The following is a 23,880-nucleotide window of genomic DNA, read 5'->3' as shown; positions in this document are numbered from 1 at the left end:
CCAACTTCTTTTTAATTGGAGGTTGGGTTTAATTATTTAAAGCATATAATAATCCATTTAGGTATGCATCTGAAGCTCTTTCCATTAAGTAATCAATAAAAGCTCTATAAATTATTGATCCTGGCCTTCCATTTATTTTAAATGTAGATTTCCAATTCCTAAAGTTATGTTTAAGTTCTACAATATTAAGAGCTGGAGTTAAATCATTATCGTGGTCATTTATATGTTCTCTGTAGTCAGATTCCCAAATTGGAAATATTTCATCTCTGAAATATTCATTATATCTAACATGTATATTCATTATAGAATGCCAATTTTGAAAAATATCATATTCAAGAGGATTGATAGGCTCAACTGTTAAACTCCAATCATTATCAGTAATTCCATTAACATTGGGTTCATTAATAAAATTAAAAATAACTTGAATACCATTATGAGATGAATAAGGATAATATGACGTATTTAATCTTGTATTAGTACTTTCATTTATTAGAACATTTTTGTTCCCTTTAGCAGGTCTTTGATTGCAATTTTGCCCTATAGGAACTAAATTATTTAAATTTACAGATGCCATTGGAAAGTAATCTCTACACAACCAGTGGTCTAGTGATAACCTTGCCTGTCCCCCACTATTTATATAGCTTTCAATTCCACAAAATGGACAAACCACAATTTTATTTTTTAATTTGAACCTTGTTATTGTTTTTTTTAGTGTATCATTCACATAGGTCTGAAAACCATGATAATTAATGGCTGTTTTATACAAATAAGAAAAAAGTCTAGCTAAACATGCTCTTATTGAAAAAGGCAAATCATTAAGAACAATCATTGATATGTCTAAATTGTTACTGCATAAATCTTCAATTTTATTTGTATTTTCAAATGCTTCAATAATTCTTGATCTAGAATTTGGATTGTTTATTGCTTTATAAACATTGTATACTTCTTCAAATTTGCTTCTTAAATCAGTTGGAGCAAATACATTGATTGACCAAGTTGGAAAAAGATGATCATCAAAGTTTTCTGATTCTTCAATGAGTGAAAAAAACTTTTTAGGAATATTTTGAATGATACTTAGTCTAGTTTTGGTTTTTTCAATTTGAGTTATCATCCTTTAAGTCTAATTTTTCGTATATTTTTTTATATAAAAATTGTTTTGCACTTGACTCACCAAATTTTTCTATTGCAAATTCTAATTCTTCAAGTGTACCATTGTCTATAACATCCTTTAATTCTTCAAATGATTTATTAGATATAAGATTTGTTTTGAAGAAATTTTTAAGAATATAATCAACACTAGAGCCATATGTTTTAAAACCTAATTGAGAAGCTTTTTTTGCTTCAAGTGTTTCTGTTTCTAAATTTTTATTGAAAAATATTACATTGTCAGGCATGCAATCTGAAATTATAAATGGGGAATGTGAAGTCAATAAAATATCTTTTAATGCATGGACATTAAAATTTTTATTATGATTCTTATTATTTCCAGTTGTTATACTATCTTCTAGTATTTTAATAAATTTAGCCCTCCAACTAGGATTAAAATGGGTTTCAGGCTCATCTAAAAGAAGTAAGCTTCTTCTCTCTTTAAGCATCAAGCAGATACCCATAGTATGCAAAAATTGATGTTCCCCATCTGAAAATTCTCTTAGAAGAAGAGGTTTTTTTTCTCCATTTATCAATTTTAAAATGTAGTAATCTTCAAAATAGAACACATTTTGACCTGGACTACTTTTAGGGATTTTCCAGTCAGTATAAAAACCAGATGATTTATATACTTCTTCCTTTATATCATCTGAAACAATATTTGAGTTTAATTCATACAAAACTTGAAAAAACCTAAATAGCTCAAAAGAGGTAGGGAAATGCTCTTTGAACAAATCTTTTGTTTCCTTAGTTACTTTAAAGTCAAGTGTTAATATTGAATTACTTTCCTGAAAATCTACTTTTTCACCATCCTTGCTGAGAAACCATGAACTTGCACATTTTTTAAGTATTTCAATTTTATCAGAAATGTGCTGAAGAATTGGTACAAGTGTTTTATTGTCAATAAATAAAGGATTTATGTTCAAAGTCATTCTGAAGCTTCTCAACTTTAGAATTCCTAATTCTTTCCTTAATGGCTTTAGGGTTTTTTTATCTTCATATAAAAGACAAGCTAAAAGAACAGCTTGACTCATTTCATTATCGATATAAATTAAACTGTTTTCAGGCTCTTCAAATAAATATCTTTTTCTATAATCTTCTTTGTACTTGTCAAAATTAATTAAACGACTTTTTCTAAAAGGAAGGCTTAAAATTTCATTTTCACCAGAGGAATAGCCTACAACAATGTCAGGTAAATAACTTTTACCTTCTGCTGCTTCAGGAAATTGCTTGTCATATCTTGGTTTTAAAGAAATGGAAAGAGGTTTTTCATTTTTTGAAAATGGATAGGCTTGCTTATACATTTTAGGACTTTTACCTTCCTCTTTTACAATTGTTATTTTATCATAGTAACTCAAAGAGTAAGGATTACCATCATGCTGTCCTATTAAATATTCTAAGGTATAAGCATCTGGGTTACATTCTTCTGCTCTAAAATGTTTTTGAAAAGTTTTAGGTTTGAATTTTGCTACACAAGATTCTAAATGAAAAAAAATATTAGCTAATGCTTCTAAAACATTAGATTTACCACTTCCATTTAAACCAGCCAAGCAAAAAGGATTGAATGAATCCATTGCTAAAATTCCTTCCTCATCCAACTCCTTTGATTTATCATCTGCATAAAGTTTGTGAAACTCAATTTTGAAACCTGACTGGAGACTTCTAAACTGTTTTTCTTTTGGGAGTTTTCCTATTTCAAATTTCAATAACTTCATAATAATGATAATCTTATACTTTTGGTTTTCTCATCATATTCTTGTGAAACTCTCCTTTTCTCTTCACTTTCATTCATTAATTGAAAAGCAACAAGTTTAGCTTTATCATACATTATTTTTTCACTGAAATCTTGGGTGTTTAATTTGTCAATAAGTCTTTGTAAATAAGCAATATCTCCGGCTATTTCTTTAATATCATTAGTCTTTTTTTGTAAATCAATTTCATTAATTAATGCTTCTAATTCTAAATCAACATTAAAATTTAATTGTCCATTGAATGCTCTTTGCATTATTGAACCTATCAAGCCATTTAATTCATTTAAGGAATTCTGTATTTTCTGTTTTTTTGCATTAACATTCAGTACAATATTTTCAAAATTATTTTGAAGTTTTATATCTGGTAATGGTATTTGGAGCTTATATAATTTATCTTGAGAAATATTTGACATTGAATCAGCAGCACCACTCCTTAATTGCTGTATTTTTTTTTGAAAGTTTTTATCATTGAATAAAAAATAAAGATAAACTCCAGAAATTTTATTTGAGTTGTATCTTAAATTAAATATTGTGTCTGGTAATAATAATTTTTCATAATCTTCAAATAGATAAACAGTTGAACCAACCATTTCTTTAGTGTTTTTTCTGGAAAATAAAACATCATTTTTTTGAGCAAGTATTTTCTTTTTGATTACAGTATTCTCTGGTAACAACTTATTTTGTGAAGGATCAAAAACTCTTTTTGAAACAGCACTTTGTTTAAGAATTGCAAATTGATTTGAACTTTCTCTAGGGGTTTCTTCACAAACAGGACTCCAACCTGCATCAATTTTGTGAACAACTTCACTTAGAGGTTTTAGTTTCCATTTTTTTGTATTTAAAACTGGATCAGAAAACATTTCTAAAAAAGAATCAACTATGAATTGCTCTAAAATTTCTAAACTTCTCCCTCTCTTACTAATAATAGAATTTGCTTTATCTAAAACTGAAACAATTTTATTTTGTGTTTCAATTGGAAAAATTGGTATATCTAAATTTTCAATATATTTTGGAGAAATATTCTTAAGTCCAACTCCTTTAAAGCCTCTTTCTATTAGATGAAGATTTCCTGATAAATAATAATATACATATTTTATGTTTATGTTTTCTTCTTTTTGGGTAGCAACAATACAGTGTGATGTGGTGCTGAAAGGCTCATTAGAGTAATGTATATTAGCAGAACCTCCATTGCCAAAAATTATTGCTTCTTTGAAAAACAGAGGCTTATCAGTTCTCTTTGAAACTTTTGAACTCGAAGTGTAAAATAAAAATGAGCCTTCATTGCTTCCTTGACTTGCATTCAAGTTAGACTTGGGTAAATATTTAAAAAGGGATTTAAATTTTTGTGTTATCATCCTATCAAATTATTTAACTCTTCCATGTCTTTTAAAATCTCTTGCTCAAGTAAAATTAATTTTGACAAAATTTCTTTTGGAGGGTCATAAGTTTGTTCTACATATACATATTCTTTGTAGCGGTTATAACTCAAGTCTAAATCATTTTCCTGGATTTCAGAAATTGGAACATAAAAGTGAGATTTTCTATCAGTCTTTTTAGACTTATTTCGATTATCAAATTCAATGACTGTTTCAGGTAAAGGAAAATCTTTTAATCTTCTACGGTTGTCATCTAATGAATACCCATCACTTTGAAGTTCATAAAACCAAACTTTTTTCGTATTCCATTCTTCGCTGTTTTCCTTTACTTTTGTGAACATTAAAATTGCTGTTTTAACTCCAGTATAGGGCTTAAATGTTCCACTAGGTAATGATATGACTGCTTCTAAATTGTTATCTTTTAATATGATTTCTCTTGTTCTTTTTTGTGCATTTGAACTTCCAAACAAAACACCTTCTGGGATGATAACTGCTGCCTTACCTTTAATTTTAAGCATAGATGATATTCTGTCTAAGAACAGCAATTCACTAGATGTGGTATCAACTCTTAGGTTAGAATTTAAATCATCTTTATCTAATTTTCCAGTAAATGGGGGATTAGCAAGGACTACGTCATAACAATTTAGTTCATTATATGATTTACTTAAAGAATCATTATATTCAACTTTTGGATTATCTATTCCATGCATAATTAAGTTCATTAAACCTAAACGAACCATAGTAATATCTATGTCAAACCCATAAAAACTTTTATCAATAATAGCTTTTGTTTTTTCATCTAAAACGGATGAATATGAACCTGTTTCAAATCCATCTTCATCTTTTTCTAACTGAATGCTTGATTTTTTTCTAGTTAAATCAGTTAGTATATATTGATAAGCTCCTAATAGAAAACCTGATGTGCCACAAGCTGGATCTACAATTTTGTCGCCTAATTTAGGTTTAATTAATTCAGCCATCAATTTTATGATATGTCTTGGAGTTCTAAATTGTCCATTTTTGCCTGCCTGTGCTATTTCACTTAAAAGCATTTCATAAACATCTCCTTGAATATCTTGAAAGTTATGCCCTCCATCTTTGGCATCTTTTTCAATTTCAATAAAAATATCATCAATTTTTTCAATTGCTTCAGATAATAATGAAGGTTTTTCAATAACAAAAACTGCATTAGACATATGCTTTGTGAAAGGAGAAGTTTCCCCATTTAAAGTCTTAATAAAAGGGAATACATTATGTCGAACATGTTTTAATAATTCTTCCTTGGATTTTATTTCTTTAAAATAACTCCATCTTAATTCAGATTTTAGCCTTTGAATTTCTTTTTTGGATTTTTTTTCTGATTCAGTTTTATTTAGTATAAATTCAGGAGTATACTTTCCTGAAAATTTAGAAACATATTTTTTAGTTTCATTTTCTCTTTGTTTTTCAATTTCATCTAATCGTTTCATGAATAACAAATATGTAATTTGTTCTATTGCAGTTAAAGGGTTTGAAATTCCTCCACCCCATAGCACATTCCAAAGACTATTAATTAATGATTTTAATATTGGATTGTTAGGTAGCATAATTATGTGTTTTACAGCTTTATACTTAAGGGTGTAAAGCTTTTAGATGATAATATAAATGATTGTCGTATTGTTGTATACTCTTAAGATAGTAAAAGTTAATAGTTTACTAAGCTTTAAAAAGTCATTGTATTGATTAAGATTTCTAAAAAAAATAGAAATTTATTAAAAAGTGATTATACATGCAATAAGACTAAAATTTTTTAATGACAAAGCTATCTTATTTTTTGTATAATTAGGTTTATTTAACCTGAAATGTGATAAAAAAAAAGGGGATGGGAGCTGAAATTATTTTTAGAATAACTTACTCCATTTGTCTTGATATTCTTTAAGATTTTTAAGTTTTTTATAATCTAAATATGCTCTTTTATCCCCTGATTTTGGAGGACTTGTAAATAATTCTAATACTTCATAAGAAGACAATATAAAAAACTCTGGTTTTTCACTAGGAGCATCAACATGTAAGTTTACCAGGACATAAAATATGTTACCTTTTACTTTTGTCTTGTCTATGTTCCAACAAATTGATTTTGTTCTTTGTATACCTTTAACTTGGATTGCTATAATGTTATTGTCTTTTTCAATTAATAAATCTATGCTTTTAGTGTTGCCAAAGGTAAAAGTTACATTGTACCCTAATCTTGATAACTCACCAGCAACATAAAATTCAGAAGCTATTCCTGTTTGACTGTGTTGTAGTTTAGTTTCTTTATATTCAAAACTATTTTCCATATTTCCTAAATGCTTGTACAGTTTGATAAAAACCAAAAGAAGAAACAATTCTTCCTAAAAAATCTATTAGATAAGAATATTTAGTTTGTTTTACATTTTCAATAAAATCAAATTTATGGATAGGAGAAAGAAACTGGGGATAATACTGCCAAAATGAGATTTCTCCTTCAAATGTCAAATGTGAAACATATAACTTATACATTAAATATGTTGAAGTGAAAGTAAATACCACACCGAAGATCCAAGATAAACCAAAAAAATTTGAAATAAAATTTAAAAGGAGTATTACTAGATTATTTAAGTTTCTTAAAAATTTCAGCAAGTAATTTAATATTGACTCATTTTTTTTAGGGATTAACTCTGCTAGTAATTCTTTAAAATAAGAGTACATTTCTCTTTGATGATAATTGAGTGATTCAATATGATTATTTTGTTTGTTGAATTCATTTTTAATGATTCTAAATGTTTCTCTATTTGATTTTTTAATTTTTGAACCTAAAAAAAAGACCCCTTTATCGATAACACTCTTGTCTAAATCTAGATTTTTTATGGTTGAATTATAGAAATATGAGTTTTTTTCAAAATTAACACCATGTAAATCGAGTAGCCCTTTCTCAACTTTAATTTCTGAAAAATTGGCTTTTCCTCTAAAATTTGACCATTTGAATGTGACATTACTCTTGTAAGTTACATTCCAAGAGTTTACTTTATTAACAAAATCAACTACTTCAAAATAGACATCTTTTTCAAATATGCAGTCATTAAAATAGACATCTTTTTCAAAAGTAGATTCACTAAAATCAACATTGTTTTTAAATTCTGAGTGAGAGAATGTGACTACATCATTGAAGTTTTTGCCAAAAAAAACATCACTGTTAAATTTTGCTTTTCTGAAATTAATAACTGAGGAAAAATCAGGAAATGTTACAACATCATGAAATTCTGCATTGGAGAAATCTACGTGATCTTCAAATTTACAACCTTCAAAATGGACTTCTTTTTTGAAGGTCTTATTCTTGAAAGTGACAGTTTTTTTAAACTCAGAGTTTTGAAAATAGACAATACTTTCAAAGCTCTTGATGTTTCTAAAATTGGCATGAAAAGTAAATAATGATTGTTCAAAATAATATTTACCATACTCCTCATGATAAAGTTCAGGTGATCTGTTTAAGTAATCATCTAGCTCATCTTGTGAGTTGAAAACCATAAAGTAATTTTGTCCTTCCATTATGAAATAAATTTAGAAAAGTTTATAAAGTAGGTTAAAGTGTATTGTCTTGTTTTTTATTTCCACAAAGACTACAGGCTTCAAGATTAAAACTTTCTAAATATAGGTTGTCAAATTGTTTTTCTTTTAAGTTATATGTCCATTTAAAATACTCTGATAGTTCACTGTAGGCTTCTTGTTTTAATTTTTTATGTTTTCCCCAGAACTCTTTTAAACTTGATAAACCATAGTTGTCTATAAAATTAGGACTTACTTCATTTAATATCCCTTTTTCAATATTTGTGTTTATGATTTTTATAATATCATCATCATTTTGACCTAATAAATAATCGTATCTTGATAAGTTTTGCATTGTTCTGCTATTACATAGGTATTCTCTTTTTTTTATCAATTCAATTATATTTTTTAAAAAAATGTCATAATCAAAAGTGGTCTTTTCAATTTCTACATTATTAGTTTTTTTTGCTATGTACCATTGAAAGTTATTTTGTTCATTGTCTGATTGACTAATAGAAATTGGTTCAATGTTGTATTTATCAGGGAAATATGAGTTATACATTTTTGTTATTGTCAATGAGTTTATTTCACCTCCCTCATAACGTTCTATAGTAAGATTATTTGTTATGAACCAATTTCTAATATCATCTACAATTAACCTGTGTTTTTCAATATCGTGATTTTTTAATCTAACAACAGCTTCAGGAATAAAGAAATTTTTGAAACCTCTATTTAAGGCTTCACATCCTTTGTCAAAGTGATACTTAACTTTGCCTTTTATTTTAATAACATAATTTAAATCATCATTTCTGACTGGAACCTCTCTATAGGTTAATATGTAATTTTTGTCACTTGATAAAATAAGTTTTTCTTTAAATAACGTTTTTAATTCAAACTGATTAAAAAAATAAAATAAATAACTGTTTTCATAAATGTTTGATATGAAAAATTGCAGATTTATTCTATCTAAGTCTTTAATTTCTGTTGTCTTGACCAATTGTCGAAATGAGTATTCTGTTAAATATGCCATTTTAAGAACCTTAGATTTATAGAATTTTGAGGAACTATCAAATATACAAATCTGTTTTTTTTTTTTTTTTTTTGAAAAATTTTTAATTCTAAAAAAAATTCAAGAGCAAACCACCATATAGAAAACTACCCCCACAACTTCATGAGTCAACATCCCCCTACCAAGTTTTTGAAGTGTTTTTTTTTAAACCAGAAGTAAAATATCTTGAAAAAGATGGTTGGTTAGTTTTTTTGAAGTATGATTTTAAATGTGTATGATTGAAATTGTATTTCATTTTTAAATGAATTCATTCATATAATAATGAATTCATTCAATTTCTGGTGTCTCATCTGTTTAACTCATCTGATTTGTTGGTTGTAAACTTAATTACCCAAAATTAAATCATTTTACTTTTCAAAACTCCCCTAAAAACCCTCACTCATCTGGAGCAATGAATGTCATTGTACTAATACTTTGTTGAGGTAGATGTATTGTTCAAGGTGATAGCTGAATTTACACATAGAAACTGCATTGTATTGGAAAATTAAACTCAAAAACTCAAAACAATGGTAACAATTATTAATTTTAAAGAAAGAAACAAAGAGGATGGCTCATCATTCTTTGTGTTGGAAGTCCAAGGTGGTATTGAAATGGTGCAAAGTAAAATGACTGGTAATTTTTATGCTACTGCAAAAAAGGCTTATTTACCTTCAACTTTTGATGCATTAACATGTCAGGCTTTAATTGGAACACAAATGTCTGGTAGTATTGAAAAGGAAGCATGTGAACCTTATGAATACACAGTAAGAGAAACAGGTGAGATAATCACTTTGACCCACAGATACTGTTATGTACCAGATGAAAAGGAGAAGCAAAAATCAACTTATGAGAGCTTTAAGCCATCAGTTGAAGCCTTTTCCTTGAATGATAAACATGAAATGGCACATGCTTAACAATTAAGAAGACCTGTATTTGAAGTACAGGTCTTCTTAAAATAATTACTTTATGAAAATAGCAGAAATAAAAGTTTCTTATTCCACCAATATGAACAATAGAATAAAGCTGACTCATTGTAAAGAGGTTTATCAATTTATTTTATCTCAGTGGAATGTGGATTTAATTGAATTTCAGGAAGAATGTAAAATCATTTTACTCAATAGAGCAAATTTTGTATTGGGTATTTATGACCTTTCAAAGGGTGGAATCTCTGGAACTGTGGTTGATGTCAGAGTCATTTTAGGTATTGCACTTAAATGTAATGCTTCTGGTATTATCCTGGTACATAATCATCCAAGTGGGAATATGATAGCAAGTGAAGCTGATAAACAAATAACTAATAAATTGAAAAAAAGTTGTCAGTTGTTGGATATTACTTTAGTTGACCATTTGATAATAACTAAAAGTGAATATTTCAGTTTTGCTGAAAAAGGGATTTTGTAAAAAATGCACAAATTTTCCTGAGCTATATATACTAAAAAGAAAATCTGTGCAATATAATCATTTAGATTCCTGGTTTTTCAAAATCAGTGAGAGAGTGAAGAAACTGAAAAGCCTATGATTTTCTTGTTTTTCAATATGGATTTATGAAACCAGGATAGGTATTAATAGCCTTTTTTTAATTTAAAGGTTTAAAGTTTAGAAGTTCAGATGCTTCAACTCCTAATTTTTCAGCAAGTAAATAGAGTAAATAACTTGATGGATTAGTATTACCTGCTTCAATCCTATTCATATTAGACCTTTCAATATCACACATGTTGCCTAAAGCAGTTTGAGAAATGTTCTTTTCTTCCCTTAACTGTTTTATTCTTTTACCTAATGCTATTTGAAATTCTTTCTTAGTCAACTTTTGGCTATTAGCATTCAAAAGTTGTCATTATTGATAAAAATATTGCTATCAAATTTGATAACACATATATTTGTGTAAACCTTAATCATATAAACTATGAAAAAAACAATGATGATATTCCTGAGTTTATTTATAAACTGTTTGGTATATTCCCAAGAATACAATGTTTCAAAGACTGAAGTTTTAGTTGATGTACAACAAAATAAATGGAGTCAAACAACAGAAAATGCTTTTGTTGAATCAATAAGTCTTATCCCTGGTGGTAGTCTTGAAATAACTTCTCCTAACAAAGGCACTTCTTTAATATATAAATTGGAAATTGAAATTAAGCAAGATAAAGATGGTAATAAGGTGATGAAATTTTCACCTGTACTTGATAGAGGGACTGACTCAGAAATTGAAATTACCATGATAAATGGTAAGCCAGTTTTTGCTTATGGGCATTCAAAAGGTTGGCACAGGAGTGAGCCTAACAAAATTGTAGTTTTTAGATTCTGGTTTTAATCAAATTTGAGTTTTATGACAGTAGTTTTATTTTTGTTATCAACTATAATGTTCCAAATGCCTTTTGGGATATATCAGCATACAGTTAGAAGGTTTAAAAGAATGCAAGCCTTTAATCCTCTCAAGTCTTTTGATTATGAATTTGAAAATGGAAGATTTGAAGATAACATTGGACTTTCAGCATTAGTATTTGTTAGTGGGCTTATCTTTGCTGCAATACCTTTGTTTGTAGGGTTAGATTTCCATTGGTTAATATTGATTGTTGGAAATTTAATATCTCTTTATGTTGTTACACCATTCATTGCTTTAATGTTTTATCCCAAAGAAAGTATTTATACAAGTAAATCATTAAAAATTAAAAGTGTACTATATATAGTGTTTGGAGTTGTGTTCCTACTGATAGCTTTAGCAATAAAATGAAAGTTGAGATATTAACATCATACCAAGAATTAAAGGAATTAGGAGACAATTCTAAATATTCCATACACCAAGTAAGTTGGTGGCTGTTAAAATATGGGGATTTGTATAAAAAGGTTTTTCAATCATACAATAAGTTGTGTGATACTTGTTTAAAAAGGAGAGCTGAAAATCTATACATTACTTGTTTTTTAAAACAAGTTAATTGTAATAAAATACCAGAATATCAAGAATTTATAAAGTTTTATAATGAATTAGATGTTGTGACTGAACTTTATAAGTTAGAGGAAAAATGCTATATGGCTTATGATGAATACATGACTTTTTTATGTATTGATGAAGATTTGAGAGATTGGGTAATTAAGTATTATGATTTATACTCAAAAATTGGAGTGCATTTCTACACCTTTTTGATGTTTAACTCAGATGGAATTAAGACTTTACATATTTCTGATGCACCTGATGAATCTTTTGGGGTTATAATTAGAGAAGATGATTTTAAAAGTTCAGTCAGATTTTATGATGTCTATTTTGATTTATATGAAAATAAAAAATTATATCCTGAGAAATTAAAAGAATGGGATGAGATTTTTTCAAAGATTCCCAGTGAAAAGAAAGATTTGTAGAAAAATATAAACCACCTGTTAGGTGGTTTTTTTATACCCGAAAGTAAAATGAAACAACTTGATTTACCTTTCAAAATTGACAGGCAACATGAGAATTGGCAATTTGAGTTAGATGCATTAGATGATAGATTAAGAGGTTACCACAGCTATAAATATATAGGTAAACAGCTTAATTATTTTCTGAACTTTACTACACATAAAACTGAACTGATATTTAATGCTGATTATTTGACAGCAGTAATAATTACAATTAAGAATTCAGATATTAATCAACTCACAGTTATTAACCAATTCCTGGTATTTAATGCTTCCAAAGAAATTGTTATTGATGAATGGAGTAGAAGATTTAAAGTTTGGAGAATTGTATATTTTACTATTTTTAGAGCAAGGAAAAAGGAAATACAAATTATCTATGGAAAGCCCAGATTTATCAATAAAAATTATTTGCTTCTGGTGAATAATAAGGGTTGAAATTTGCTTGAAGGAAGACCAGAAGGAGTACTTGAAAATAATAATATTTGTATAACCCAGTAATTACAGTTTTATATAAGAGGGGGTTCGAACCCCTCATCGCCCACAGAAAAGCACCTCATTTGAGGTGCTTTTTTTATTTCTCGTAATTCTTTTCTATTTCTTTTAAAGTGTCAATCAAATGCTGGATTCGTGCATATTCTTTTGCTTTTTGTTTTTTGCCTAGGTAGAAAAAAGCAAACAGCATCCAGGCAACATAGGCAATCAGTACAGTTGCTTTCAGTAGTGCAGACATTGGTGCCATGACTTCAATAAAATAAAATCCAAAGGCAATGTTCATTACGATGAAATAGATTGCTGTTATTTTGGTGCTCACCAGCTTTTGAAAGGAATAATACTGTTCCAGCTTTTGAAGATTGATTTGTGGTTCTGCAGTTACATCCATTTTTTTCAAACGGATAATTTGATACAATCGGATGGCTGAAAAGATAAAGACACAGCAAAACATTAACGTTAATCCTATGTAAGAGGTAGTTTTTTTAAAATCAATAATACTGCCTATCCATAATAAGCAAGGTAAAGTAAGTGCCAGAATAGTGGTTTGTACAATTATTTTGTTGGTAAAATCCTGCTTGTCTTTCTTCGATTTGGCGATAATTTGCGTTACATCAGGCAACGGTTTTGTTTCCTGTTGGTTCCATAAATTTTGTATGTCGTTAAAGTCTTTCATATTTCGAATAGATCGTCGTTAGTTGTTGTTTGATGCGATGAATTTTTACCCGGAGATTGCCTTCGGAAATGCCTGTAGCTGTTGCAATTTCAGGATACGGGACTTCTTCGAGCAATAGCGTGATAATCAAACGATCGGTTTCGGCCAGCTCACTGATGCATTTGTATAGTAATTGAACTTGTTGTTCTTTTTCTGTCTCGGTGTCGTCCTCTTTAAATTGTAAGTTGTCTAGTGCTGTCTTGTGTTTAGATTTGTCAGCACGAAGGTATTGCAGGCAGGTGTTTACGGCAATTCGATACATCCAGGTACTGATTTGGGATTCGCCTCGGAATTTGTCATAATGCTGCCATACTTTGATAAAAACTTCCTGTAATAAATCGTCTGCCAGCATCGCATCTCCGGTATAACCTAAACACAAGCGATGAATTTTAGGCGAATAGTCGCTGTAAATCTTCCTGAATTCTTGTTCTTGAATGTTGGATAATGTCACTACTGTTGGTTTTGGTTAAAGAAAGCATCTATTTGTGTGTAAAACCATTCCGGCTGATCGTACATAATGAAATGTTTGGCATCGGCTACTTTGATGGTTTTGTTTTTTAATTCGGCATATTGTGTGCTGTATTCTTTTTCACTGGCTTCTTTGGTTCCGAATATGCTGGCCATAACCAGAATAGGGGCTTTTATTTTTGCAACTTCTTTTCGTAAATCGGTCGTAGCCATTTCTACTATCGTACTGCCTAGGGTTGTGCGGTCACTTTTATAACTCCATTCTGCAATTTGTTTGGCACGGATGGAATCGTTAACTTGGTATAACATCGCTTTAGTCATGTTTTTTACATAGCCTTCATCGGGCAAAGCCTTAAAATTGTTAATCACAGTTTCTTTGTTGTATTGTGCTGACTTTTTTAGTGTTTCTGCATTAGCTGAGGGATTGTTGATTGCAGAAACAAAGGGTAAGCCATCCACACAGATGCTTTTTCCAAACAAATCCGGTTCAGTACTGTGTAGCCATAAAGTCATGAAGGCGCCCAAGCTGTGTCCGATTAACATGGGTTTCTTCATTTTGTTATCCTTTACATACTGGATGATTTCGTTGCGAACCGTTTTTAGGATTTCTTCATTCTGAATAGGTTTAATACCTGCATATCCTGCGAGAGTAAGTATGTGGAGTTGGTATTGGTTTTGGTAACGATTTACCGTTTCATTCCAGACTTCTCCGCTGCAGGAATAGCCTGGAATCATAATTACCGGTTGCCCTTTTCCGATAACTTTTACATCAAAAGAAGTGTGTTGTGAAAATACGTTAAGTGTGGCTAACAGAACTAATACTAAGAGAATCAATTTTTTCATGATATAATGTTTTAGGTTGTTTAATTGAATTTCTCTTTTGATGCAGGGGTTAGGGGATTGTTACAGAAAAATATGATTTTTTTTGAAGAAATAAAAAAAGCCGCAGGTAATGCGGCTTTCAGATTATAAAAGATCTAAGGTTCTTTCCAAAGCCATGCCTCGGGAACCTTTTATTAGTATCATTTTGTTTTTTGGTTTGTTATTCTTAAAACTTTCTGAAAGATTGTCAAAAGTTTCGTGAAAATGGAAATGCATATGAGTTGTTTTGTTGGCGAAAAAATCTTTCCCGACAAAATGAGTTTCAATTTCTGGATGGTTGATTAGTAAGCCAATAACTTTTTGATGTTCTTCAATGCTTTCATTGCCGAGTTCAAACATGTCGCCCAAAATTGCAATTTTCCCTGAATCCTCCAATTGAATAAAATTGGCAATTGCCGCTGCCATACTGCTCGGGTTGGCATTATAGGCATCTAAAATAATGCGGTTGTCATTCTTTTCTGTTAATTGTGAACGGTTGTTGGAAGGGATGTAGTGCTCGATTGCGTCTTTGATATCCAAATCCGAAACATTAAAATATTTCCCAATAGTGATGGCAGCATTGATGTTGTTGGCATTGTAAATCCCAATCAAGTGTGAATTTACTTGTGTGTTGTTGAAGGATATTTTTACCATTGGATTAGCGGTAACGGCATCAATAGTGACATCAGCTTTTTCGGTTTGCGAAAAAGAGTTCTGGTTTATGGAAGCTGTTTTTTCTTTTTGAATGGGATCGTCCAGATTCACAAAAACAGTTTTGTTATGTTCTTCGAGATATTGGTATAATTCGCTTTTTCCTTTGATAACGCCTTCTACACCGCCAAAGCCTTCGAGATGTGCTTTTCCGAAGTTGGTAATATAACCGTAATCGGGTTGTGCAATTCTGCAGAGTAATTCAATTTCTTTTTGGTGATTGGCACCCATTTCTACGATGCCTATGTCGGTATTTTCATCGAACGACAGAAGTGTTAAAGGTACCCCAATGTGGTTGTTTAAATTACCAACAGTTGCTTTGGTGTTGTATTTTTTGGAAAGAACCGTATTGATGAGTTCTTTGGTTGTGGTTTTTCCGTTGCTTCCGGTTAGGGCAATTATAGGTAAACCTAATTCCTGACGATGATAATTTGCTAAATCCTGTAATGCCTTTAGGCTGTTGGGAACCAATATCATTTTGTCTTCATCGGTGAAGAATTTTTTGTTGTCAATGACGGCAAAAGCGGCTCCCTTTTTTAAGGCTTCCTGAGCAAATTCATTTGCGTCGAAGTTGTCACCTTTTAAGGCAAAAAATAGGGAGTTTGAATCGATTTTTCGGGTGTCGGTTGCAACGGTTTTACACTGTAAAAAGCATTCGTATAATTCTTCGATTCTCATTTGAAAAGCGTGTATAAAAATAAAAGCCCTAAAATAGGGCTTTTATTGTATAGTATGAAAATTTATTTATTAACCTCTTGGTTTTTTCTTGTTGTCTTTCGGACCAACTTTAGACATTGCGCAACGGAAACCAATGTAATCTGTTGCCATGTCTTGAGGATAGTATCTTCTTGAAGCAGGGTCTAACCAGTAAGCTCTGTCTCTCCAAGAACCACCTTTGTAAACTCTTGAATCATCGTTTACTAAAGTTGTACGTTTTGAAGATTTGTCAAACTGTCTCTTCATTACACCCAAACTGTCAACTGAAATTTGGTGTTTAGGAGAATCGTACATTCTTTTCTTGTCGTTTTCTTTCTCACCGCCTTCTTCTTCTTCAGAACTAGCGAATTTGAAGTAACGCGTAGATTGTTTGTCACCATCTCTATAATTTCTGTTGTCAGAAGTAGAGAAGTTATATCTTAAGTATGTTTCATTTTCGTCAACCGGTACCTGAGCAATTTGTCCAGGGAAGTTTCTTGCTAAAACTTTACCATTACTTAAAGTGTCATATTTAACATTTTCTGAAGTAACCATTTCAACTTTACCGTCTTCACCGATTTTGTTTTTCATGTAAACGTTACCACGGAAGTAGTTGAAGTCATTCGCTTCGTCGTCAACCATTGGACGGTAAACGTCTTGTACCCACTCCGCTACGTTACCAGCCATATCGTATAAACCGAAATCGTTTGGAGGATATGATTTTACTTTGTTAGTGATATCAGCACCGTCATCAGACCATCCTGCGATACCGCCGTAATCTCCTTTTCCTTGTTTGAAGTTGGCTAATTGATCGCCTCTCATTTGTCTTTTTCCAGAACGAGTGTATTGACCTTTCCAAGGGTATTTTTTCTTACCTCTGTAGATGTTGTACTCACGGATTCCGTTCAAAGCGGTAGCAGCATATTCCCACTCAGCTTCGGTTGGAAGTCTGTATTCCGGTAAGATGATACCTGAAGCTCTCTGTGCGAACACGTTTTTAGGCTCGATAGTTTTACCGTCTTTAGTGGTTTGTGGTTTTGCATTTTTACCTTTAGCACCTTTTCTTCCTCTGAAAACAACTTCTTCGTTTCCGCCAAATGCGGTTGAAGGACTTGCTAAATATGCCTCAGTGCTGAATGTGTTTTGAGCATCAACATCGTTGATTTTAGCATCTTTTTTAAGGTACTGTTCTCTTTCTAAGATAGCTTCGTTTACACGGTCAGTTCTCCATTTGCTGAATTCAGTAGCCTGGATCCAGTTAACACCAACTACAGGATAGTGTCCATATGCAGGGTGTCTTAAATAGTTGTTAGTCATCGTTTCGTTATATCCTAAACGATTTCTCCATACTAACGTGTCAGGTAGCGCACCTGTATAGATGTTTTTATAGTTTTCATCATCCGGAGGGAATACTGTTTTTAACCAGAACAGGTACTCAGCGTACATCATGTTGGTTACCTCAGTTTCATCCATGTAGAATGATTGAACGTGCTGTTGATTTGGAGAGTTGTTCCAATCGTGCATTACGTCATCTTCTACCTTACCCATTGTAAAGGTACCGCCTTCTACAGCAACCATTCCTGGAGGAGTTTCCTGTTTTTTAAACTTGTCATTGTATTGGAAACCACCTTTTTTGTCGTTGATTTTCCAACCTGTTGCCTGAGAACCTCCTTTAGACGACCCCTTTTTGCTGCAACTAGCAAATGATATTGTAAGCGCTAGCGCTGCCAACATCTGTAAAGTCATAATTCTTCTAATTTTCATACTTTAAGTAGGTAATAAATTTAGTGCCGCAATATAGTAATTAACCATTAAACTGCAACAACTTTTTTTCAAATTATTAAAAAAAACTTAAATTGGTGTTAAAGTCATTAATAGTAACGTGTTCCGGTGAGATATATTGTTCAAAATTAGCTATTACGAAAAATATTTTTTCTATTTGTAATAACTTTTTAGAAATAACGTTTTGTATAGAATGAGAAATACAGTACTTTTTGTTCTTCTTTTAAATGTTTTTTTTTGTTTTTCCCAACAAAAAGAAAGTGTAATAGTTCAGTGGAATGAGTCATCGGCATTTTATGTCGATACAATTTCTTATGTCATTCCTAAATTCCAAAGTGATAATATTGATTTCAATCCTGCGGACCGGACATTTGCCTTTAGGAAAAAGTTTGCTACTTCTGCTGTTATTGATGAAAAGAGTCTTAAAATTGAAAAGATTGTTTATGAAGGGGTGGCAAAATCAGACCTTAAAGATTTGTCTTTTGAGAACCTGCCTTCGTCAATTAAAGCAACACTTGTTAATTCTGTTTCGCGCAACGATTATTCAGGAGTGCTTTCTTTTTCTCCTATTATTAAGGAAGGGAATTTGCTAAAAAGAGTAAAAAGTATTGACTTTTCCTTTTCTTATAAAGCCAATGCCAACTCTTCAAGGCGTGACATACTTGCAATTTCCAATTCGGTGCTTGCAAGCGGAGATTGGTATCGTTTTCATGTTGAAAAATCGGGTATTTATAAGGTTACAAAAGGCTTTTTGCAGCAATTGGGGATGAATACGAATGTGAATCCCCGTCAGCTTAAAATTTATGGTAACGGCGGGAGGATGATTCCTTTGAGCAATCAGGTTGCTTATCCTGAAGATTTGGAAGAAAATGCGATTAAAGTGGTTGGGGAGGAAGACGGTTCTTTTGATGATAGTGATTATATTCTTTTTTATGCTGAAGGAGTCGATGTCTGGAATGATGAGAGTTTAACGAGTGTCAATTTATACGATTCGAAATCGTATTATTATGTTACTGTTGTAGGTGGTGATGGAAAAAGGATTGCTGTAAAACCACAGCCATCTGCAAATCCGGATTTTGTATTCTCTGATTTTGATGATAACCAGTATTATGAAGTGGATAAGAACAATATCGGCAAGTTGGGGAGAAAATGGGTAGGAGATAATTTTAACTTCGAGAACATACAAGACTTTGTCTTTAACTTTCCCAATCTGGTAACTTCTTCGCCTTTACAAATAAGGATAAACGCTGTTTCCGCTTCGTTTGTGGGAACTTCCTTTAAAGTGAAAGCCAACAATCAGGAAATTGGAACAATACCTTTTTCGGCACTTACAGCAGGTGTGAATTATGCGGCTTTTGAGAATTTGATGGTAGCGCAGTTTAATGCTTCGACACCTAATGTGAGTATTCAAATGGAGTACAATAATGGAGGGGTACCTTCTTCTGATGGGTATCTGGATTATATTTCCCTTTCAGCAAAACGAAATCTTCAGGGCTACGGAAAGCAATTCCTTTTTAAGAACAATTTGGCTGGAAGCAATGTGGGAATCGGGCAGTATCAGTTATCAGGTGCGTCTGCCATATCGGAAATATGGGATGTGACGGATATTTATAATGTAGGGAAGTACGAGAATGCGGGCCAAGCATCTTATTCATTTAAGGTGAGTTTAGGAGAGGTTCGAAAATATGTTGCTTTGGATTTGGCCGATGTTTATTTTCCTTCTGGAAGTGCCAATGCAAGAATTGCGAATCAGAATTTGAAAGGAACATTGTTTACAGATGGTGTTGGGAATTTTCAAAATTTGGATTATTTAATCGTAACGCCATCTTTTTTGAAGGCACAAGCCGAAAAATTGGCTGATTTTCACCGCAATTATTCGCGGCTTAAAGTGAAGGTTGTGGAGCTGCCTCAAATTTATCAGGAGTTCTCGTCCGGGAAACAGGATATTGGTGCGATCAGAAACCTTGTTAAATATATCTATACTCAGGATGATCCAAGAGTTACCGAAAAAATAAAATATGTAAATCTTTTTGGAGATGCTTCCTACGATTATAAAGACCGTCTTAATAATAATACCAACATAGTACCTGTTTTTCATGCCTTTTATGGTTATACGATGCCTTATTCCGGAGGTTATGCTACTAATTTTTCAAATTTTATGGCTTTTATGTCCGATGATTTTTACGGCCTGATGGATATTAATGAAGGGACAGTAAATGCTTCGGAAGGGCTTGATGTTGCTGTTGGAAGAATGTTGGTGAGTTCGGTGGCTCAGGCGGAGGCGATGGTAAATAAAGTAATCGAGTACCATGCGGAAGAATCGTATGGCAGATGGAGAAACAGTTGTTTGTTTGTTTCGGATGATGTTGACAAGCAGGGTGATGCTACCTTACAGTCGGATTTGGATAACCTGGCGAATCAGATACAGGTGCAAAAGCCATTTATGAATGTTAAAAAAATTCATGCTGATTCCTATATGCAGACGACAACGGCGGGAGGAAACCGTTATCCGAAAGCTACAGAAGATATGCTGAACGAAATCGACCAGGGTAATTTGGTGATAAACTATTTTGGGCATGGTGGGGAAGATGGTTTGGCTCAGGAGCGACTTTTTGAAAAACTGGATGCGCAAAATCTGAATAACCGTCATCGTTATCCGTTGTTTGTTACCATAACCTGTGAGTTTACCCGGTTTGATAATCCGCAGCGACAAACCGGAGGCGAATACATGTATTGGAATGCAAATGGAGGAGCGATTTCTTTGGTGGCTACTACAAGGGAAATAAGTCAGTTTACCGGTGAGGTGATGAATGAGAAATTAGCTCAGGCTTTGTTTGCCTATGGATCAAATGATTACCCTTCAGTGGCAGAAGCGCTTTTAAGGGCGAAAAATCAGATGGCTTCATCTGATATCAGGGTAGTGTTTTCTATTGGTGATCCAGCGTTGAAATTGGCGATTCCAAAGCCAAAAGTGCGTTTAACCAAAGTGAACGATGTACCAATTACGCAGCCTATAGATACTTTAAAAGCTTTAAGTTATGTAAAGTTGTCAGGAGAAGTTGTGGATGAATCCGACAATGTCATTTCAAACTATAATGGTGATTTGGCGGTTCAGATTTTTGATAAAAGATTGAGCAGAACTACACTTGGTAATGATGGTATCAGTAATTCGTCTGGTCTTATAAGGATGGATTTTAGTACTTTAGGAGAAACGATTTTCCGTGGGAATGCTTCCGTAGGAAATGGTTTGTTTGAATTTGGATTTGTGGTGCCGAGAGATATCAGGATTCCGGTTGGTAACGGACGCATCAGTTTTTATGTCAAGAACGGCTCCCAACTTGAGGATCAGACCGGGTATGACGAGACCATAAAGGTAGGAGATATTAATACGAATGCTGTTGCAGATAATTTACCGCCGCGAATACAATTGTGGATGAACGACAAATCGTTTGTTTCGGGTGGCATTACAAACGCATCACCCATATTTTTGGCAAGACTTGAAGATGAAAACGGAATTAATACAGCAAGCGGCATCGGTCATGATATTGTGGCAATTTTAGACGGTAATGAAAACAATCCATATATACTGAATGATTATTACGAAACCGAGCCGAACGATTATACCAAAGGCGATATTCGTTTTCCATTTCGGAATTTAGCCAAAGGATTGCATACGCTTACCTTAAAAGTCTGGGATGTGTATAACAATTTTGCTACGGCGGAAATTCAGTTTGTTGTGGCGGATGAAGGCGAGGTAACTTTATCCAACGTGTTGAATTATCCCAATCCGTTTGTGAGTTACACAGAATTTTGGTTTTCTCACAACAAGCCGTTTGAGCCTTTGGATGTTCAGGTTCAGATTCTAACTATTAACGGCAAATTGGTTAAAACTATCAATCAGTCGGTTACTACGGAAGGCTTTTTGTCCCGTAATATAAAGTGGGACGGACGTGATGATTTTGGCGATCGCATCGGAAAAGGCGTGTATGTTTATAAATTAACAGTACGTTCCTCAACAACGGGGAAAACTTCCGAAAAGATTGAGAAACTTGTAATACTTTAAGAAAATAGTATATTTGTCAAATTAACTTTTACAGTAAAAATGAAAAAAATTGCAATAGCAGCTCTTCTCTTGTCTGTTTTTCAAACGGTTACGGCTCAAGATAGGGTAATTACTACAGGAGTTCCCTTTCTTTTGATTACCGCAGATGCCCGAGCGGCAGGTATGGGGGATATGGGAGTGGCCACTTCAGCAGATGTGTTTTCACAACAATATAATCCTGCAAAGTATGCTTTTTCGCCTTATAAACATGGTTTTTCGGTTAGTTATACACCTTATTTAACAAGTATCGCCAATGATATTTCCTTAGGGCAGGTGACCTACTATAATCGCTTTAATGAACGAAGTGCTTTTGCGGCAAGTCTTCGTTATTTTGGTTTAGGAGATATTGGGCTTACGGACAACCAAGGAAATGAACTTAATACAGTGAGCCCGAATGAGTTTGCGGTGGATCTGTCTTATTCGTTAAAACTGGATGAGCAATTTTCCATGGGAATTGCGGGGCGTTATATCCGTTCCAATCTGAAAATCGCTACAGATAATGTAGATGCTTCTGCGGCGAATTCGTTTGCAGTGGATGTGGCTGCTTTTTATCAGTCGGAAGAATTTGCGATGAGTGATTTTAATGCCCGATACCGATTAGGGTTGAACCTTCAGAATATGGGGCCTAAGATTTCGTATGATGGTGATGTAGAGCGCAGTTCCAACTTTTTGCCTTCCAATCTGAAATTAGGAGGAAGTTTTGATTTTATTTTGGATGAATATAATAAGATTTCGGCGGTCGGAGAAGTGAATAAGTTAATGGTTCCTACTCCCGAGAAAGTAACGCCTGTAGATTTGAACGGTAATGGAAATATTGAGCCAAGTGAAGTAAATACGGCTTATTCAGAAGCAAATCAACGCTACAGAAGCATAGGTTGGGTGTCTGGAATGTTTAAGTCTTTCGGAGATGCACCGGACGGTTTTGGTGAAGAAATGAAAGAGTTTACCTGGGCTTTAGGAGCAGAGTACTGGTATCAGGAATCATTTGCTTTCAGAGCCGGTTATTTTAATGAAAGCGTAGAAAAAGGAGCGCGTAAGTTTGCGACCATCGGGGCTGGATTCAAATACAACGTTGTAAAAGTGGATGTTTCGTATTTGTTTTCGACATCAAATGTTAAAAATCCGTTGGAAAATACCCTACGATTCTCGTTGTCATTTAATTTCGGTGATTCCTACGATGATTTGTAGCAAGAAACATAATTTAATTAAAAATCCAAATTCGCAATGAATTTGGATTTTTTGTCTCTAATAATTTGATTGCATGAAGAACATTAGTATTACGTCAACTTTTTTGGTTTATGATTCTGCAGAAGAGCTTTCTCCGGAAATAAAGAGTTTGATGGATCAGGCGGTTGAAATCAGAAAGAAAGCGTATGCGCCTTATTCTAAATTCAGAGTTGGTGCAGCTATTTTGTTGGATAACGGAAAAGTTGTAGTAGGGTCGAATCAGGAAAATGCCGCATATCCGTCGGGATTGTGTGCGGAACGGGTGGCGATTTTTCAGGCGGGGGCCATTTATCCGGAAGCTAAAATTTTAAAAATTGCCATTTCGGCTACTGCAGACAGTAAAGAGGTTTCGGATCCTATTCCGCCTTGTGGAGCTTGTCGCCAATCTATTGCAGAATATGAATTCCGTCAGGATATGCCGATTGAAATTTATTTTATGGGTGCTGTCGGAAAAGTGTTTAAGTCGGATTCGTTGAAGGATTTGTTGCCATTAACGTTCGATAAAAACTTTTTGTGATATTTTTAAAATCCTGATTTTAAATTTTTACTTCTAAAATTGAAGTGTTACTTTTGCA

Annotated in this window: 22 protein-coding genes; 9 read left to right on the top strand and 13 right to left on the bottom strand. The window is 32.6% G+C overall.

Annotated elements, in window-relative coordinates:
• Nucleotides 1-28: 28 nt before the first annotated feature.
• The 7 genes from ABGT15_RS09045 to ABGT15_RS09015 all read right to left on the bottom strand — a co-directional run bounded on the left by ABGT15_RS09045 (nt 29) and on the right by ABGT15_RS09015 (nt 8,846).
• The gene (locus ABGT15_RS09045) at nt 29-1,111 is read right to left on the bottom strand and encodes a hypothetical protein (RefSeq protein ID WP_367231086.1); all 1,083 of its coding nucleotides are present in this window, start codon (nt 1,109-1,111) and stop codon (nt 29-31) included.
• Nucleotides 1,095-2,861, bottom strand: a complete 1,767-nt coding sequence (locus ABGT15_RS09040; protein WP_367231085.1) for a restriction system-associated AAA family ATPase — start codon at nt 2,859-2,861, stop codon at nt 1,095-1,097. Before ABGT15_RS09040 ends, ABGT15_RS09045 begins: the two co-directional genes overlap by 17 nt.
• A complete protein-coding gene (locus tag ABGT15_RS09035) occupies nt 2,858-4,201 on the bottom strand; it encodes a restriction endonuclease subunit S (protein WP_367231084.1) in 1,344 nt (447 codons plus the stop codon). Before ABGT15_RS09035 ends, ABGT15_RS09040 begins: the two co-directional genes overlap by 4 nt.
• Before the next feature lie 47 nt (nt 4,202-4,248).
• Nucleotides 4,249-5,859: a type I restriction-modification system subunit M gene (locus tag ABGT15_RS09030; RefSeq protein WP_367231083.1), complete on the bottom strand. Its 1,611-nt coding sequence runs from the start codon at nt 5,857-5,859 to the stop codon at nt 4,249-4,251.
• Nucleotides 5,860-6,153: 294 nt separating this feature from the next.
• A complete protein-coding gene (locus ABGT15_RS09025; protein WP_367231082.1) occupies nt 6,154-6,591 on the bottom strand; it encodes a group I intron-associated PD-(D/E)XK endonuclease in 438 nt (145 codons plus the stop codon).
• Nucleotides 6,581-7,819 (bottom strand): pentapeptide repeat-containing protein, encoded by a 1,239-nt coding sequence (locus tag ABGT15_RS09020; RefSeq protein ID WP_367231081.1) that lies wholly within the window; start codon nt 7,817-7,819, stop codon nt 6,581-6,583. Before ABGT15_RS09020 ends, ABGT15_RS09025 begins: the two co-directional genes overlap by 11 nt.
• 34 nt (nt 7,820-7,853) lie before the next feature.
• Nucleotides 7,854-8,846: a hypothetical protein gene (locus tag ABGT15_RS09015; protein WP_367231080.1), complete on the bottom strand. Its 993-nt coding sequence runs from the start codon at nt 8,844-8,846 to the stop codon at nt 7,854-7,856.
• A 545-nt stretch (nt 8,847-9,391) separates the two neighbouring features.
• On the opposite strand from ABGT15_RS09015, the gene ABGT15_RS09010 reads away from it, so the two are divergent.
• Both ABGT15_RS09010 and ABGT15_RS09005 read left to right on the top strand, forming a co-directional pair.
• Complete coding sequence (locus ABGT15_RS09010; protein ID WP_367231079.1) at nt 9,392-9,778, top strand: hypothetical protein; 387 nt, start codon at nt 9,392-9,394, stop codon at nt 9,776-9,778.
• A 52-nt stretch (nt 9,779-9,830) separates the two neighbouring features.
• The gene (locus ABGT15_RS09005) at nt 9,831-10,265 is read left to right on the top strand and encodes a JAB domain-containing protein (protein WP_367231078.1); all 435 of its coding nucleotides are present in this window, start codon (nt 9,831-9,833) and stop codon (nt 10,263-10,265) included.
• A 175-nt stretch (nt 10,266-10,440) separates the two neighbouring features.
• On the opposite strand, the gene ABGT15_RS09000 is transcribed toward ABGT15_RS09005, so the two are convergent.
• The gene (locus ABGT15_RS09000; protein WP_367231077.1) at nt 10,441-10,668 is read right to left on the bottom strand and encodes a helix-turn-helix domain-containing protein; all 228 of its coding nucleotides are present in this window, start codon (nt 10,666-10,668) and stop codon (nt 10,441-10,443) included.
• A gap of 99 nt (nt 10,669-10,767) precedes the next feature.
• On the opposite strand from ABGT15_RS09000, the gene ABGT15_RS08995 reads away from it, so the two are divergent.
• The 4 genes from ABGT15_RS08995 to ABGT15_RS08980 are packed head-to-tail and all read left to right on the top strand — an operon-like array spanning nt 10,768 to nt 12,689.
• Entirely contained in the window at nt 10,768-11,175 is a 408-nt protein-coding gene (locus ABGT15_RS08995) for a hypothetical protein (protein ID WP_367231076.1), read from the top strand.
• Between the two features lie 15 nt (nt 11,176-11,190).
• Entirely contained in the window at nt 11,191-11,595 is a 405-nt protein-coding gene (locus ABGT15_RS08990) for a hypothetical protein (RefSeq protein WP_367231075.1), read from the top strand.
• Nucleotides 11,592-12,218, top strand: a complete 627-nt coding sequence (locus tag ABGT15_RS08985) for a hypothetical protein (protein ID WP_367231074.1) — start codon at nt 11,592-11,594, stop codon at nt 12,216-12,218. The genes ABGT15_RS08990 and ABGT15_RS08985 overlap by 4 nt, the downstream gene beginning before the upstream one ends.
• 48 nt (nt 12,219-12,266) lie before the next feature.
• A complete protein-coding gene (locus ABGT15_RS08980) occupies nt 12,267-12,689 on the top strand; it encodes a hypothetical protein (RefSeq protein ID WP_367231073.1) in 423 nt (140 codons plus the stop codon).
• A gap of 136 nt (nt 12,690-12,825) precedes the next feature.
• On the opposite strand, the gene ABGT15_RS08975 is transcribed toward ABGT15_RS08980, so the two are convergent.
• From ABGT15_RS08975 to gldJ, 5 genes are all read right to left on the bottom strand, one after another.
• Nucleotides 12,826-13,419 (bottom strand): hypothetical protein, encoded by a 594-nt coding sequence (locus ABGT15_RS08975; RefSeq protein WP_367231072.1) that lies wholly within the window; start codon nt 13,417-13,419, stop codon nt 12,826-12,828.
• Nucleotides 13,406-13,909, bottom strand: a complete 504-nt coding sequence (locus ABGT15_RS08970) for an RNA polymerase sigma factor (RefSeq protein ID WP_367231071.1) — start codon at nt 13,907-13,909, stop codon at nt 13,406-13,408. Before ABGT15_RS08970 ends, ABGT15_RS08975 begins: the two co-directional genes overlap by 14 nt.
• A complete protein-coding gene (locus tag ABGT15_RS08965; protein ID WP_367231070.1) occupies nt 13,909-14,769 on the bottom strand; it encodes an alpha/beta fold hydrolase in 861 nt (286 codons plus the stop codon). Before ABGT15_RS08965 ends, ABGT15_RS08970 begins: the two co-directional genes overlap by 1 nt.
• Before the next feature lie 123 nt (nt 14,770-14,892).
• Nucleotides 14,893-16,176: a UDP-N-acetylmuramoyl-tripeptide--D-alanyl-D-alanine ligase gene (locus ABGT15_RS08960; RefSeq protein WP_367231069.1), complete on the bottom strand. Its 1,284-nt coding sequence runs from the start codon at nt 16,174-16,176 to the stop codon at nt 14,893-14,895.
• Between the two features lie 69 nt (nt 16,177-16,245).
• Nucleotides 16,246-17,958: a gliding motility lipoprotein GldJ gene (gene gldJ, locus ABGT15_RS08955; protein ID WP_367231068.1), complete on the bottom strand. Its 1,713-nt coding sequence runs from the start codon at nt 17,956-17,958 to the stop codon at nt 16,246-16,248.
• Between the two features lie 211 nt (nt 17,959-18,169).
• Between gldJ and porU the strand changes: the two genes are divergently transcribed.
• From porU to cdd, 3 genes are all read left to right on the top strand, one after another.
• Nucleotides 18,170-22,039 carry a type IX secretion system sortase PorU gene (gene porU, locus ABGT15_RS08950; protein ID WP_367231067.1) on the top strand — a complete coding sequence of 1,290 codons (3,870 nt, stop codon included), beginning with the start codon at nt 18,170-18,172 and terminating at the stop codon, nt 22,037-22,039.
• 39 nt (nt 22,040-22,078) lie between these two features.
• Nucleotides 22,079-23,266 (top strand): type IX secretion system outer membrane channel protein PorV, encoded by a 1,188-nt coding sequence (gene porV, locus ABGT15_RS08945; RefSeq protein WP_367231066.1) that lies wholly within the window; start codon nt 22,079-22,081, stop codon nt 23,264-23,266.
• Nucleotides 23,267-23,339: 73 nt separating this feature from the next.
• Nucleotides 23,340-23,822, top strand: a complete 483-nt coding sequence (gene cdd, locus ABGT15_RS08940; RefSeq protein WP_367231065.1) for a cytidine deaminase — start codon at nt 23,340-23,342, stop codon at nt 23,820-23,822.
• Nucleotides 23,823-23,880: the final 58 nt, after the last annotated feature.

Origin of the sequence: Flavobacterium enshiense (assembly GCF_040750275.1) — a bacterium.
GTDB lineage: Bacteria > Bacteroidota > Bacteroidia > Flavobacteriales > Flavobacteriaceae > Flavobacterium > Flavobacterium enshiense_B.
The sequence above is the reverse complement of the archived record's forward strand: the minus strand, read 5'-3'. Positions and strand labels throughout refer to the sequence as shown.